Source organism: Allorhizobium sp. GW101-3B10 (assembly GCF_059424725.1).
On the sequence record NZ_JBWKZR010000001.1, the window covers coordinates 4,667,501 to 4,680,820 of the forward strand.

Here is a 13,320-nt window from a genome sequence, read left to right on the forward strand (position 1 = left end):
TGCGCAGCAGGCGGTCGAGATCCACGGGCTGGCGCTCGGCCGTCTTGCTGAACGACAGCCGTCGAAGGTTCTTGACGATGTCGCTGATGCGGTCGGCACCTTCGATTGTGCCTTCCAGGAGGGGATCGATGTCGGCAAGGATCGAATCGATCTTCAGCGTCTTACGCAGCGCGTCGATCTCAAGTGCATCCGCACCCTTGTGGACGGCGTCCAGATAGAGAACCAGATTCTTCCGGTAGCGGTCGAGCGTGTAGATATTGGCATAGACGAAGCTGATCGGATTGTTCAGCTCGTGCGCGACGCCGGCGACCAGACGGCCGAGGCTTGCCATCTTTTCCTGTTCGATCAGCCGTCTTTGCGCCTGCTGCAATTCGCGATGCGCAAGATGCAGTGCCTGATAGGCCTGCCGCAATTCGCTGATCGGCCGGCCTGTCAGTACGGCTCCGAAGCGCCGCCGCCGGCCGTCGAAGAGCGTGGCGCAACGCATGGCCAGGCATTCTTCCCGGCCATCGGCGGTGCGGAAACGCAGGTCGCCCTCCAGTACCCGGCCCTGTTGCCCGGCGCTCGCCAGGCGTTCGGCTTCGTCGCGATCTTCAGGCAAGACATAGTCGAAAAAACGGCTGCCGATGACATCGCCTTCGCTCATGCCGAGCAATGTGAGGAAGGCGGGATTGGCCTTCTTGATCACCCCGTCGCTGCTGCAGACGATGAGGATGTCGGAGACCGAGGCAATCACGCTCGAGATGAAGGTCTGCGCTTCCTCGAGCTCTGCATTCTTGCGCTCGAGATCGGTCTCGTTGCGCAGCAATTCCGAATAGACCTCGTCCATGCGGTGTATGACGTCAACCCACACGGATTCACCGTCGCGGTCGAGCTCGAGCAGACCCGAGACGGAGATCTTGCTGATCAGGTCTTCGCCGGTGCGCCCGGCCGTGTCACTCAATCGTGTCATCTGGATAGCGCCGCAGGTCGTAGCGTTCGATTTTGCTACGCAAGCCGACGCGCGACAAGCCCAATTCTTCCGCCGTATGACTGATATTGCCGCCGTGGCGCTCCAGGCTTTCTTCGATCGCGGCCCTTTCGATTTCGGCGACGATGTCTTTCAGCTGGCGCGAGCCGTTGCTCCGGTTATCGACCTGGCCGTCACCACCGTCGCGGATCTCGGGCGACAAGAGACCTGGCTCCAGCGGCTGGCTGCCATCCGACAGCACGACCATGCGCTGGATTTCGTTCTGCAGTTCCCTGACGTTGCCGGGCCAACCATAGGCGGTCATGAGATCGAGTGTCTTCGGGTGGAAGCCTGTGACCTGCCGATTGAAGGCTTGGTTGGTCTGGGTCAGGAAACGGGCCGCGATGGTTGGAATATCCATCGAGCGTTCCTTCAGCGACGGCATGTGGATCGGAAAGGCGGCGAGCCGGTAATAGAGATCGCGGCGGAACCGGCCGGCGGCAACCTCGGCCAGCAGATCGCGATTGGTCGCCGAGATGACCCGGACATTGACCTTGCGCGGCCGCTGGGCGCCGAGCGGACGGATCTCGCCCTCCTGGAGAACGCGCAGGAGCTTGACCTGGAAGGCCGGGGACGTCTCGCCAATCTCGTCGAGAAAGATCGTGCCGCTGTCGGCAAGCTCGAACAGACCGATGCGGTCCTGGTAGGCGCCGGTATAGGCGCCTTTCTTGCAGCCGAAGAGTTCGCTCTCCAGCAGATCGTCCGGCAGGGCTCCGCAATTCTCCACCACGAAGGGGCGGTCGGCCCGGCCGGAACCATGGTGGACGGCACGGGCCAACAGTTCCTTGCCGGTGCCAGAGGCGCCGGTGATCAGTACGGACACGTCATAGCGCGCCGCCCGCTTGGCAAGCGTGATCGAGGAAATCAGCGGACTGTCTTCCGTATGGATGATCCGGTCGAAGCCGAACGACTGCTGTTCGCTGCGCCGCCTGTCGCTGACGACCTTCTGCAGCATTTCGGCTGCCGGCTTGACCTCGACCCGCACATCGCCCGCCTCATGCTGCAGCCGCCAGAGATTGGCACTTTCGCGCACGCAGTCGATCAGCTTTTCAGGGCTCCACGGTTTGGTGATGTACTGGAAGATGCCGGCATTGTTGACGCCCTCGATGATGTCGTCACTGTCCGTATAGCCTGAGATGATGATGCGGATCGTATCCGGCCAGAGTTCGCGGACACGTTTCAGGAAGTCGACGCCGGATTCGCCGGGCATGCGCTGGTCGCAGAGGATGACCTGCACCAGTTCACCCTCCAGCACCGCCTCGGCTTCCCTGGCATTGCGCGCGCCGATCACCTCGAACTCATCGGAGAGAACCCGCTGGATCGCCTCGATGGAGCGGACCTCGTCGTCGACGACGAGAACGGTTGCATGGCTGTTGCTCATGGTCTTGCTCCTCCCGTTTGCTGATCCGGCCAGCCGGTGGCGCGGTGGATCGCAAGAGTCGTGGGCGTCCGGGACTTGGGCACCTTGCGGATGAAATTGTAGCGCGCCACGTGGTAGCTGGGGTCGAAGCCATAGAAGTTGCGCCGCATGCGCTGCAACTCTTCCTCGCGGTAGCGTTCTAGCGGTTTTTGCGCCTCGTCCCGCTGCCTCTTCATTCTCTTGTCGGCAATGCGCTCTCCGATGTCCGGTTGCGTCGCTAAGGCCAGAGCAGCCGAGCGCAATTCCGCGCGCGCGGCATCGGCATCGCTCGCCAGCACACGGCTTGCAAGGCCGAGCTCCATCGCCTCCCTCACCCCCATTGGCAGTCGCGCCTGTGTGACGCGGCGCGCGCGGGCCTCGCCGAGGCGGGCGGGCAGGAGATAGGTCCAGTATTCGGAGCCGTAGAGATTGCCCATGTCCTTGTAGTGCGGATTGAGGATGACGCCGTCGCGCATCCAGACTTCATCGGCGGCCAGCGACAGGAATACGCCGCCGGCACCGGCATTGCCAAGCACGCCGGCAATCACGATGCGATCGTCGCAGGTGATGATCTCGCGCACCAGGTCGTTCATCGCATTGATGTTGCGCCAGGATGCGTCGGCCGGACTGTCTTCCGTCTCGATCAGGCCGAGATGGATGCCGTTCGACCAGCAATCCGCCCCGCTCTGCACTACGAGCACCGCGCGCTTGCGCCGCTTCGCCGCCTGGACCGCGGCCTGCATCGCCGCGCAGTCCTCGGTCGACATCGCCCCGTTGTAGAAACCGAATTCGAGGAAGCCGACATCGCCCTCTTCATGATACCGAAAGGGAACCGGCCGCGCGACAGGCGGCAGGTCTTGCGCTGGCTGTCCGAGCAGGTGCACCGCCGGCAGTTTCAGGGTGCGCGGACCCTTCTCCCGCAAATGCCCGATCCACAACGCGCCCTCGCGACAGGCGATCGCCACCGATTGGCGCGAGCGCCCCAGGAGTTCGCCCGGCGGACCTTGAAGATCCGGCGCAAGTTCGGCGTCGAAGACCTTGTAGGGCTTTCCCGCAATCGTCATCGCGGCACCCGGATCGCCGTCCGATGCGCGAATGATGGTCAGCGCCTGCTCGGCGGTCAGTTGGGTGGGATCGACAAGACGGTCCTGAGCGCTGCAAGCCGGCCATTCCCGACCCTTGCCCCAGTTGGCTTGCATCAGCGGCTGGGCGTCGCCGCCGGAAAGACGCGCGATCGCCTCCATGACGCAGGCGACCGCCGCCTCCGTCACCTCGTGGCGATAGAGGCTCGACTTGCGGGCAGGGCGCATGGCAAACGCGCGCCACGCCCAGACGGGACCGGCATCCATTTCCTCGCGTGCCTCGATCAGCGTGACGCCCCATTCCGGTTCTCCGCGCAGGATCGCCCGGTCGAGCGCGCTCGGCCCCCTATCGCCCCGAATGCCGGGATGCACGATGAGGCAGAGGGTCTTGCGCCATACGTCCTCCGGCAGCGCCCGCTTGAGAAAAGGAGCGATGATCAGGTCCGGGACAAACAGCCTGACCGCTTCCCGCGTCAGGTCGTCATGGATGTCGAGTTCCACCGAGACCTCGTGTCTGGCCTGGCGGAGATCGACATGCAGGCGCTGCGAGAGCGAGTTGAAGCTGTGACAGAGAAGCAGGATGCGCATGTCGCGGCTCAACAGATCCGCGGCAGCTGTTCGCCCGACAGCCAGTCGACGATGCGTCCCCCGCCGAAGCTCGTGGTCATCTGCACGAAACCATTGGCATCCTCCACCGCGTGGCCGATCAGCGCTGCCTCACTGCCGAGCGGATGGGCGCGCATGGCGGTCAGAATGGCGTCGGCGCCCTCCGGCGCGACGATCGCCACCAACTTTCCCTCGTTGGCGACGTTCAGGGGATCAAGCCCGAGGAATTCGCAGGCCGCCGCCACTTCCGGCTTGAGCGGGATTGCCTCCTCGTCGATGCGAAAACCGACGCCCGACTGGCTGGCGATCTCGTTCAAGGTTGCCGCTATCCCGCCGCGCGTCGGATCGCGCATCAGCCGGACGTGCCTGCCGCCTGCAGCCACCATGGCGGCGACGAGCCCGTGCAGGGCGGCGCTGTCGGACAGGATGTCGGTGTCGAATTCGAGGTTTTCCCGCTTCGACATGACGGCCACGCCATGATCGCCGATCGAGCCGGAGATGATCACCGCATCACCCGGGCGCGCCGCATCGGAGCGCAGGTCGAGGCCTGCCGGTACCACGCCGACGCCGGCGGTCGAGATGAACACGCCGTCCGCCTTGCCCCGCTCGACCACCTTGGTGTCGCCGGTGATGATCGGCACGCCGGCCTCGCGCGAGGCCTCGCCCATGCTCTCGGCGATCCGGTTGAGGTCGGCGAGCGGAAAGCCCTCCTCGATGATGAAGCTTGCCGACAGATAGAGAGGCCGGGCGCCGGCCATGGCGATGTCGTTGATCGTGCCGTGCACGGCGAGCGTGCCGATATTGCCGCCGGGAAAGAACAGCGGCGAGACGACATAACCATCCGTCGTCATCACCATGCGGCCGGCCTCGACCACAAAGGCGGACTGGTCGTTGCCGGCCCGCAGCCATTCATTGTCGAAGGCCTTGTGAAAGATGCTTTCGATCAGCAGACCCATGGCCCGGCCGCCGGCCCCGTGCGACAGGTCGACCAGGCCGTTCCTGAGGTCGAGCTTGCGCTTGTAGGGTTTCGTCATCACGTTCATGCGACGGCCTTTCCTGCTTCGACGGTCCTTGCCTGTTCCCCGGTGCGGGCATGTTCGCGGAACCGGCCATAGGTCCAGTGCGCCGCGCAGGCGCCTTCGCTCGAGACCATGCAGGACCCCATCGGGTTGTCGGGGGTGCAGACCGTACCGAACAGCTTGCAGTCGGCCGGCTTCTTGACGCCGCGCAGGATGGCGCCGCAATCGCAGGCCGGATTGTCCTTCGACGCGGGTGTCACCATGGCAAAGCGTTTTTCGGCGTCGTAGTCGGCAAATTCCGGCCGCAGCCGCAGTGCGCCATAGGGCACTTCGCCGAGACCGCGCCACTCGAAGCTCTCGCGCAGTTCGAAGAAGTTCGCCACCTCCGCCTGCGCCTTCTCGTTGCCGAAGGTGGTGACGGCCCGGATATACTGGTTCTCCACCTCGTGGCGGCCGTCATTGACCTGATGGACGAGCATCAGGATCGCCTGGATGACGTCGAGCGGCTCAAAACCTGCCACCACCACCGGCTTCTGGAATTCCTCGGCGAAGAATTCATAAGGCTCGGTGCCGATCACGGTCGAGACATGGGCCGGGCCGATGAAACCATCGATCTTGACCGTGCCCAGCTTGCGCACGTCGGGGCTTTCCAGAATGTTCTGGATGGCCGCAGGCGTCAGCACGTGATTGCAGAAGATCGAGAAATTCTTCAGGTCCTTCTGGATGGCAAAGCGAAGGGCGAGCGCCGTCGGCGGCGTGGTCGTCTCGAAGCCGATGGCGAAGAAGACGACCTCGCGCTCCGGCTCGGCCTCGGCGATCTTGAGCGCGTCGAGTGTCGAATAGACCATGCGGATATCGGCCCCGGCAGCTTTGGCCTTCAGCAGGCTGGAGCCGTTGGAGCCCGGCACCCGCATCAGGTCGCCATAGGTGCAGAGCGTGATTTCGGGCCGCATGGCCAGCGCGATCGCCGCATCGATGCGCCCGATCGGCAGCACGCAGACCGGACAGCCCGGCCCGTGGATCATCCGCACGTTCGGCGGCAGCAGGTCCTCGAGGCCGTAGCGGGAAATCGCATGGGTGTGGCCGCCGCAGAATTCCATGAAGTGATAGGCGCGTGCGGGATCTGCCGCTGCCGTGATCTGCCGGGCGATGTCCTTGGCGACGCGCCCGTCGCGATATTCGTCGATGTATTTCATGCTGCATCTCCCAAGGCGGCCTGGCGGAGGAGTTCGAGGGTCCGCTCCGCCTCCTCCGGATCGATCTTCGCCAGCGCATAGCCGACGTGAAGCACGAGGTAGTCGCCCGGCTTGACGTCGTCGACGAGCGCGGTCGAAATGATCTTCGACACGCCGTCGAGCGTCACCTTCGCCATGTTGTCGGGCAGCACTTCCTTCACCTGGACGGGAATGGCTAGGCACATGTGAGATTCTCCTCCACTTCGGCGGCATTGTGTCGAATGATCTGGCGGGCATAGGCCGCCTGGCCAAGGGCGATGCCTCCGTCATTGGCCGGGACCTTGGATGGCAGGACAGGCTTGAGACCTTGCGCACGCAGGGCCTGGGCAAGACCGCCGGCGAGCACGCGGTTCATCATGCAGCCGCCGCCCAGTGCGATACGGTTGATGCCGCTCGCCTCTGCCAACGCGGCCGCCCATGCGGCGAGGCCGGCAATCAGCGTGCCATGGAACAGGTTGGCGGCGTCGCAACCGGCCAGCCGGCTCTCTGCCATGTGGATCAGCAGGTCGCGGAAATCGAGAACGCCGTCGTCGATCCGGAACCCGCCCGGAAGGCTCTTCGGTGCATCGACAAGCGCTTCGAGCTCCATCGCCGCCTGGCCCTCATAGGCCTGTTCAAGCCGGACGCCGGATATCGCGGCGGCGGCATCGAAAAGCCGGCCGAGACTGGATGTACGGGGCGGCTGCATGCCGCGATCGAGCATGGTGGTCAGTCTGGCAATGCCTGGATGCTCAGGCCAGAGCAGGGCGGCCAGATCGGTGCGATCTGCATCGTGGAGCGCCGCGACGCCCATACGCCAGGGCTCGCGCGCAGCCTTGTCACCACCCGGCAGCGCCAGGGTCTTGAGCGATCCGGACCGCTTCCATGTGTGTCCGTCTACCATCAGCAGTTCGCCGCCCCAGATGCCGCCATCGGCGCCGTAGCCGTGGCCATCGAGCGCCAGGCCGATCACGGGACCGGACAGATGATGCTCGGCCGTGACCGCGGCGATGTGGGCAAGGTGGTGCTGGACCCGCACCAGCGGCAGGCCGAGGGCTTCCGCCGTCCGCACCGAGCGGAAATCCGGATGCAGGTCGCAGGCCGCATAGTCCGGCCGCACATCGAGGATGGATGAGAGATGGGCGATCGTCTCCCGCTGGAAGCAGATCGCCTCGGCATTGTCCAGACCGCCGACATGCTGCGAGAGAAAAGCCTCGCGGCCGCGGGTGATGCAGATCGTGTTCTTCAAGTCGGCGCCGAGGGCGATCACCGAGGGGCCTTCTTCACCGAGATCGACCGGTTCCGGCACGAAGCCGCGCGCGCGCCGCAGGAAGGACGGCGCGCCGTCGATCACTTGCATGACCGAATCGTCGGCCCGGACGGCGATGTCGCGATTGTGGGTGACGATCAGGTCGGCAATGCCGGCTAGCCGCCGTTCGGCGTCGTCATTGTCGGCGCAGAGCGGTTCGCCACCCGGATTGGCGCTGGTGGCGACGAGCGCCGGGACAGGCTCGGGCATCATCGCCGCCAGCGCGTCGAGCAGGAGATGGTGGACCGGCGCATAGACGAGCATCACGCCGATCCGCTTGAGGCCGGGGGCGACGAGCCGAGATACGGCATCGCGCGTATCGCACAGCACCACCGGGTGTGCCGGACTCTCGAGCAGGCTCGCCTCTTCGGTGGAAATCTCGGCCAGCAGACGGGCCGCTTCGAGCGTCTTGACCATCACGGCAAAGGGCTTCTGGTCGCGTGCCTTGCGCTGGCGCAGGCTTGCAATCGACGCGTCATTGCGGGCGTCGCACAACAGGTGGAAACCGCCAATACCCTTGAGGGCGACGATCTCGCCGCGAAAGAGCGCTTTAGCGATCGCATCGATCGGATGGCTGAGCCTCGGCCCGCAATCGGGACAGGCGACAGGCTCGGCGTGAAAACGGCGATTGTCGGGATCGCGGTAGTCCGCGCTGCAGGCCGGACACATCGCGAAGGAGGCCATGGACGTCTGCGCGCGGTCATACGGCAAGGCCCGCGTGATGGTGAAGCGCGGACCGCAATGGGTGCAGTTGACGAAGGGATAGCCAAAGAAGCGGCTTTCGGGATCCGTCAGTTCGCGCTGACATTCTTCGCAGGTTGCGGCATCGGCGCCAATCCGGGTCGTCGCCTGTCCGCTGCGGCTTTCGAGGATCTCGAAGCGCTCTCCACCCGCCGCCGGCAGCTCGATGATGTCGACCGCGTCGATGCGTGCGAGCGGCGGGGCTTCGCCATACATCGCCTCGACAAAGCGGCCGGCCGAGGCGCCCTCGACCTCGATCAGCACGCCGGCATTGTCGTTGAGGACGAAGCCCGACAACTGCATTCTCCGGGCGAGCTGATAGGCAAAGGGGCGAAAGCCGACGCCTTGCACGCAACCGCGAACCCGCAGCCGCAGCCGCAGGACCGGTTGGTCTTCAAGGCGTATCGCGCTCGCGCCCGTCATGGTCTCAGGCCGCCTTTGCCGCCTGCCGGGCGGCGGACGCCTCGAGCCAGGCATAGAAGGCCTCCATACCTTCGCCGGTGCGCGCCGAGACGATCAGCGTCTGCAGGCGCGGATTGACCCGCAAGGCGTTGGCGATGCAGAGGCCGACATTGAAATCGAGATGGGGCAGCAGGTCCGACTTGTTGAGGATCATCAGGTCGGCCGCAGCGAACATGTCGGGATATTTGAGCGGCTTGTCCTCGCCCTCGGTAACGGACAGCACCGCCACCTTGTGCGCCTCGCCCAGATCGAAGGCGGCCGGGCAGACCAGATTGCCGACATTCTCGATGAACAAAATCGAGCCGGGCTTGGGGCCCAGATCCTCGACGGCATGGCCCACCATATGGGCGTCGAGATGACAGCCCTTGCCGGTGTTGATCTGGATCGCCGGGGCGCCGGTCTCGCGAATGCGGGCCGCGTCGTTCGACGTCTGCTGGTCGCCCTCGATGACGCCGATCGCCAGCCGGTCCTTCAGCGCGTTGATCGTGCGCACCAAGAGGCTGGTCTTGCCGGAGCCCGGGCTGGAGACGAAGTTGAGTGCGAATATGCCGTTGCGCGCGAAGTAGGCGCGGTTCTTCTCGGCATGGCGGTCGTTCTTCGACAGGATGTCGGTCTCGATCTGGATGATGCGTTCCTGGCTGAGGCCGGGCACATGCACGCCGGCGATACCCTTGCCATAATGAACAGCGCCGTCTTCGGCATGGTGATGATCATGGTCCCCATGATGATGGTGGTCGTGAGGGTGGCCATGATCGTGATCGCCGTGATGATGATGATGGTCATGATGATGGTCATGGTCATGGTCGTGCGCGTGTCCATGTCCGTGGGCTGTCGACGATTTGCCGTTGTCGATCACTGCCTGCGTTCCGCAGCCGCATACCGTGCACATCAGATCACCTCCATGTCCCTGATCTTCAATTCATCGCCAGCCGTCATCTGGACGCGGTGATGTCCGCAGTCCGGGCAGGCGCCAAAACGTTCCGTCAGTGCCACCGTCGTCCCGCAGTCGAGGCACCAGCCTTCCCCCGCGATGCGGTTGATCTCCAGCACCGCATCCTCCGCAAGCGTTCCGCGCCGGATCGACTCGTAGCAGAAGGCAAGCGAATCCGGATTGACGTGACTGAGGACACCGACATCGAGCCTGATCGACCGGATGGCGCGCGCGTCGTTCGCCCTCGCCGTCTCGCAGGCGATCTCCACGACACTTTCCATCAACGACATCTCATGCATGGGCCGCCTCGCACATGTTGATTTCGAAAGCCACGCAGGGGTCGAACAGCGCAGCCAGCTGCGACACGACCTTGCGTCCGTTTTCGCTTTCTCCGATCCTACAGGACAGCAGCGTTTCGACGAAGGGACCCGCAGGGTGGAAATTCCATTCGGTTGGCGCAAGAATGCGATAGGCGCCGATCAGCCCGTCATCGCCGATTTCCGCCTGGTGATAGAGCCGGCCGCGCGCGCATTCGACCACGCCATAGCCCCCGGCGTTCGGGCAAGTGCCGTCGCCCATCAGCGGTGCAAGGTCACGATCTTCACCCTCGGCGATGCCCCGCAGCAGGTCGAGGCAGAGGCGAACGTCCTCGACGCGCGCGAGCAGGCGCGCCGCCAGATAGGGTTCGTCCGGCACCGCCGAAGTGCAGATCCGGGCATAGGCGCCGGTTTCGACAACCCGGCCGGGCAGATAGGGGAGGGCTGCATAGCCGGTCTCATGGACGAGATGGTTCAAGACCTCCTCGTCGTCGCGGGAGGTCAGCGAATCCGGACGGCGCCGGCGAAAGATCCGCTCCTGGCGGGTCTCGTCCAGGATCGCGGCGCATAGCGTGCCCGTTGCCAGAGCCGAACCTTGAAGCGGGATGCCGAGTGCGGTTGCCGCGCGCTCCAGGCGGGCAGCCGGCAAGGACAGGTCGCCGAGCGATCGACTGCCGGCACGGGCATCGGCGATGACCTTCTGCGAGACGGCCAGTGCCTCGCGCAGATGAACGCCCGCCGTCGCTGCCAGGTTCGTGATCCGGGGCGACGGCCAGTGAAGCACGAGCGCCCGCAGCGTTTCGAAGGCGCGCTCGGCCAGAAGCCCGGCCGTGGCCGGCCGCCGTTCGTCCGTGTCCATGGCGAGACCCGCCGCGCGCAGGACAGCAAGCCGGGCGGCGATCGATTGCGAGAAGCCGCAGAGCGAAAAAAGCTGACCGGCGAGGACCGGCGCGTCCTCGGGACGGCGACCGACGAACATGCGCGACAGCCCCTGCGGCCGGCTGCCGGTCAGTTCGACGGCGCAGACCTGCCCCCGCGACACCGTCACGTCGATCCGGATTGCACCTGCCCCGAGCGCAAAGGTCATGGCCCCGTCGCCTCCTCCTCGTTGCGGAAGCGTCCGCGCAGCAGGTCGCGGCGGTTGACTTGCGCCGGCGGCGCCGGGGGGGCCTGAAGGGATGCGGCATCGAAGAAGGCGCGGACTGCTTCTTCGGCCGTCTCGAGCGCCGCATCCATCGAACCGAATTCGAACACCGGCGAAAACAGCGAGCAGCTGTCCAGCCGACCAAAACCGTCGAGTTGACCGGCGATGAAGTCCACTTCCCCGGCCGGCAGGCCGATGCGAACCGTCGTTCCCGGCACGACAGCCGGGGCAGGATCTCCCTCCGGCAGGTCGGCGGCGACGAGGTTCATGAACCACGGCGTCGTGACGATGCCGAAGGCGCGTCCGCCATAGCTGCGGAAGCCGCTCGCCGCGATGCTAAGAGCCGGATTGCAGATCGGCACGTCGGGCATCGAGCGCACGAAGATGCCGCGATAAAGCGTTTCGAGGCTTTGGCCGAGCGCCCGGGCCGCGGCGTCGCGATCGGCGATGGAGAGGTCAGCGTCCATCGCCCAGTCTCATGAGTTTCGACTGCGGGGCATCGCAGTTCGGACAGCGCCAGTCCTCCGGAAGGGCCGCGAACGGCGTGCCCGGTTCCACCTGCCAGACGGGGTCGCCCTCGGCCGGATCATAGACGTGCCAGCAGATGCCGCACTCCATCCTGTCGTCGTCCGAGACCGCCTCGCGCTTGCCGAAATTCTCGAAGCTGCTCATTTGAAATAGGCCTCTTCGATCTCGCGCAGCCGCATCTCGGAATCGCGGAAATCCTCTTCCGCGGCGATCGCGACGGAGGGGATGTCGCAGATTTCCAGCGTGTCGAGGATGATCGTGTCCATGGCATTGTAGAACTGCACGGACCAGACATTGCGGGCACCCGTCGCCACCACGCGGCATGTGCCGTAGCCGCGCGAGGTGAGCTGCACCGGCCCGGCACCGAGTGTCTGCTGCAGGAAAGTCATGTCCTCGGGGCTCATCGGAAACAGCGAGAAGGTGATGATGTGCGGCTCGTCGCCATCCTTGTAGCGCGCGATCCGGTCGCCGATCTCGTGCAGTACCGGCATGACGTTCATGGCGCCTGCGGGGGCCGGGCCGTGGACGATCTCCGGCGCAAGCACGGCGCAGGCCTGCCGCACGGCGGCCGGGATTGAGGCGACCTCGACATAGTCCGCCAGCAGTGTCCCGTTGGCATCGGTGAAGCGGACGCGCCAGACGCCGGCCATGACGGCCTCCTGGATCTGCGCCAGCACGCCGTTCGCAAGCGCCGCGACGCCGGCGACTTCGCCTTCGCCGAGCGTCTGGGTGACGAGTTCCTTGTCGTCGGCCGGAAAGTCGGTGATGTCGAAGAGCTGGCCCGGCTGATCGGCTTTCTGCATAGCCAATGCGTCGGCGATCCGCGGCAGAAGCTCGGCGGTCTGGCGACAGCGCCTGATCATCTCTTCCGCCGAGCTGGTGGCCAGATAGTTGAGCTTTCGCGTGCGCAGCGGCGGCTCGGCACCGATCGGCATCACGGTCATGGTCGCATCGTCGCCCTCGGGCGCAACCCAGAAACCTGCTTTCATCGAACGATCTCCTTGCCGGCATGGGTGATTTCGACGCGCGGGCCGCCCGATGGGGCAAGGACCGGTGCATCCGGCGACAGCCAGGCGCCGATCTTCTCGACATATTCCGACCAGTCGCGGATCTTGCCGAGCACGCCGACCGGCTGGTCGCGCCGCGTCACGACAAGGCTCGGCATCACCACCGCATTGAAACGGGCCTTGAGACTCTCCTCGGCGGCCCTGTCGATCACGGCACCGCGCAGTCTTCCCCGGAAGGACCGGAGCAGTTCCGGCAGGACGACCGCCACGTCATCGGCTTCGGGCCGCTGTTTGGGGTCGCCGGTGAAGAAGAGAATGCAGTTTTCGGGCTCGCCTTCGGCCGGTGCCAGGAAGGCCTCGATGTTCGTCTCGTCGACGAACGGTAGCCTGGCCTGATGGCGCAGTGCGCCTATGAGATATGATGGCATTATGTCCTCCCTGATCGGCATGCCGGTATTTTAGGGAGGGATTTGCAAGTGCCGTGCCAGCTGGAGGGAAAGATGAATTCCATTGATCTGAAAGGATAATTTCCAGCGCAGAGCGCGCTGGTCG

Annotated in this window: 14 protein-coding genes (1 of these 14 running past the window's edge); all 14 read right to left on the reverse strand. The window is 65.0% G+C overall.

Annotated elements, in window-relative coordinates:
* Tightly spaced (at most 8 nt apart), the 14 genes in view from AC07Y0_RS22820 to AC07Y0_RS22885 form a layout consistent with a single transcriptional unit that may run on beyond the window.
* Positions 1 to 952: the 5' portion of a sensor histidine kinase gene (locus AC07Y0_RS22820; RefSeq protein ID WP_498679895.1), read on the reverse strand. 416 nt of this gene lie to the left of the window's left edge; 952 of the gene's 1,368 nt are visible here — the first part of the coding sequence; it begins with the start codon at positions 950 to 952; its stop codon lies off the left edge, out of view.
* Entirely contained in the window at positions 936 to 2,390 is a 1,455-nt protein-coding gene (locus AC07Y0_RS22825; protein WP_498679896.1) for a sigma-54-dependent transcriptional regulator, read from the reverse strand. Before AC07Y0_RS22825 ends, AC07Y0_RS22820 begins: the two co-directional genes overlap by 17 nt.
* Positions 2,387 to 4,078 carry an enoyl-CoA hydratase-related protein gene (locus AC07Y0_RS22830; protein WP_498679897.1) on the reverse strand — a complete coding sequence of 564 codons (1,692 nt, stop codon included), beginning with the start codon at positions 4,076 to 4,078 and terminating at the stop codon, positions 2,387 to 2,389. The genes AC07Y0_RS22825 and AC07Y0_RS22830 overlap by 4 nt, the downstream gene beginning before the upstream one ends.
* Positions 4,079 to 4,086: 8 nt before the next feature.
* A complete protein-coding gene (hypE, locus tag AC07Y0_RS22835; RefSeq protein WP_498679898.1) occupies positions 4,087 to 5,139 on the reverse strand; it encodes a hydrogenase expression/formation protein HypE in 1,053 nt (350 codons plus the stop codon).
* Positions 5,136 to 6,311 carry a hydrogenase formation protein HypD gene (gene hypD, locus AC07Y0_RS22840; RefSeq protein WP_498679899.1) on the reverse strand — a complete coding sequence of 392 codons (1,176 nt, stop codon included), beginning with the start codon at positions 6,309 to 6,311 and terminating at the stop codon, positions 5,136 to 5,138. Before hypD ends, hypE begins: the two co-directional genes overlap by 4 nt.
* Complete coding sequence (locus tag AC07Y0_RS22845) at positions 6,308 to 6,535, reverse strand: HypC/HybG/HupF family hydrogenase formation chaperone (protein ID WP_028737934.1); 228 nt, start codon at positions 6,533 to 6,535, stop codon at positions 6,308 to 6,310. The genes hypD and AC07Y0_RS22845 overlap by 4 nt, the downstream gene beginning before the upstream one ends.
* Positions 6,526 to 8,802 carry a carbamoyltransferase HypF gene (hypF, locus tag AC07Y0_RS22850; protein WP_498679900.1) on the reverse strand — a complete coding sequence of 759 codons (2,277 nt, stop codon included), beginning with the start codon at positions 8,800 to 8,802 and terminating at the stop codon, positions 6,526 to 6,528. Before hypF ends, AC07Y0_RS22845 begins: the two co-directional genes overlap by 10 nt.
* A 4-nt stretch (positions 8,803 to 8,806) precedes the next feature.
* Positions 8,807 to 9,730, reverse strand: coding sequence for a hydrogenase nickel incorporation protein HypB (gene hypB, locus AC07Y0_RS22855; RefSeq protein ID WP_498679901.1), 924 nt, complete (start codon positions 9,728 to 9,730; stop codon positions 8,807 to 8,809).
* A complete protein-coding gene (hypA, locus tag AC07Y0_RS22860) occupies positions 9,730 to 10,071 on the reverse strand; it encodes a hydrogenase maturation nickel metallochaperone HypA (protein ID WP_498679902.1) in 342 nt (113 codons plus the stop codon). The genes hypB and hypA overlap by 1 nt, the downstream gene beginning before the upstream one ends.
* A complete protein-coding gene (locus tag AC07Y0_RS22865; protein ID WP_498679903.1) occupies positions 10,064 to 11,176 on the reverse strand; it encodes a nickel-dependent hydrogenase large subunit in 1,113 nt (370 codons plus the stop codon). Before AC07Y0_RS22865 ends, hypA begins: the two co-directional genes overlap by 8 nt.
* Positions 11,173 to 11,700 (reverse strand): [NiFe]-hydrogenase assembly chaperone HybE, encoded by a 528-nt coding sequence (gene hybE / locus AC07Y0_RS22870; protein ID WP_498679904.1) that lies wholly within the window; start codon positions 11,698 to 11,700, stop codon positions 11,173 to 11,175. Before hybE ends, AC07Y0_RS22865 begins: the two co-directional genes overlap by 4 nt.
* Positions 11,690 to 11,905, reverse strand: coding sequence for a rubredoxin (locus tag AC07Y0_RS22875; RefSeq protein ID WP_498679905.1), 216 nt, complete (start codon positions 11,903 to 11,905; stop codon positions 11,690 to 11,692). The genes hybE and AC07Y0_RS22875 overlap by 11 nt, the downstream gene beginning before the upstream one ends.
* Positions 11,902 to 12,750, reverse strand: coding sequence for a hydrogenase expression/formation protein (locus tag AC07Y0_RS22880; protein WP_498679906.1), 849 nt, complete (start codon positions 12,748 to 12,750; stop codon positions 11,902 to 11,904). The genes AC07Y0_RS22875 and AC07Y0_RS22880 overlap by 4 nt, the downstream gene beginning before the upstream one ends.
* Positions 12,747 to 13,196: a hydrogenase accessory protein gene (locus tag AC07Y0_RS22885; protein WP_498679907.1), complete on the reverse strand. Its 450-nt coding sequence runs from the start codon at positions 13,194 to 13,196 to the stop codon at positions 12,747 to 12,749. The genes AC07Y0_RS22880 and AC07Y0_RS22885 overlap by 4 nt, the downstream gene beginning before the upstream one ends.
* Positions 13,197 to 13,320 lie beyond the last annotated feature (124 nt).

Bases quoted from the DNA above. Each gene is read 5' to 3' on its own strand.
- AC07Y0_RS22825 (WP_498679896.1), bottom strand. From the start codon at position 2,390: ATGAGCAACAGCCATGCAACCGTTCTCGTCGTCGACGACGAGGTCCGC.
- AC07Y0_RS22830 (WP_498679897.1), bottom strand. From the start codon at position 4,078: ATGCGCATCCTGCTTCTCTGTCACAGCTTCAACTCGCTCTCGCAGCGC.
- hypE (WP_498679898.1), bottom strand. From the start codon at position 5,139: ATGAACGTGATGACGAAACCCTACAAGCGCAAGCTCGACCTCAGGAAC.
- hypD (WP_498679899.1), bottom strand. From the start codon at position 6,311: ATGAAATACATCGACGAATATCGCGACGGGCGCGTCGCCAAGGACATC.
- AC07Y0_RS22845 (WP_028737934.1), bottom strand. From the start codon at position 6,535: ATGTGCCTAGCCATTCCCGTCCAGGTGAAGGAAGTGCTGCCCGACAAC.
- hypF (WP_498679900.1), bottom strand. From the start codon at position 8,802: ATGACGGGCGCGAGCGCGATACGCCTTGAAGACCAACCGGTCCTGCGG.
- hypB (WP_498679901.1), bottom strand. From the start codon at position 9,730: ATGTGCACGGTATGCGGCTGCGGAACGCAGGCAGTGATCGACAACGGC.
- hypA (WP_498679902.1), bottom strand. From the start codon at position 10,071: ATGCATGAGATGTCGTTGATGGAAAGTGTCGTGGAGATCGCCTGCGAG.
- AC07Y0_RS22865 (WP_498679903.1), bottom strand. From the start codon at position 11,176: ATGACCTTTGCGCTCGGGGCAGGTGCAATCCGGATCGACGTGACGGTG.
- hybE (WP_498679904.1), bottom strand. From the start codon at position 11,700: ATGGACGCTGACCTCTCCATCGCCGATCGCGACGCCGCGGCCCGGGCG.
- AC07Y0_RS22875 (WP_498679905.1), bottom strand. From the start codon at position 11,905: ATGAGCAGCTTCGAGAATTTCGGCAAGCGCGAGGCGGTCTCGGACGAC.
- AC07Y0_RS22880 (WP_498679906.1), bottom strand. From the start codon at position 12,750: ATGAAAGCAGGTTTCTGGGTTGCGCCCGAGGGCGACGATGCGACCATG.
- AC07Y0_RS22885 (WP_498679907.1), bottom strand. From the start codon at position 13,196: ATGCCATCATATCTCATAGGCGCACTGCGCCATCAGGCCAGGCTACCG.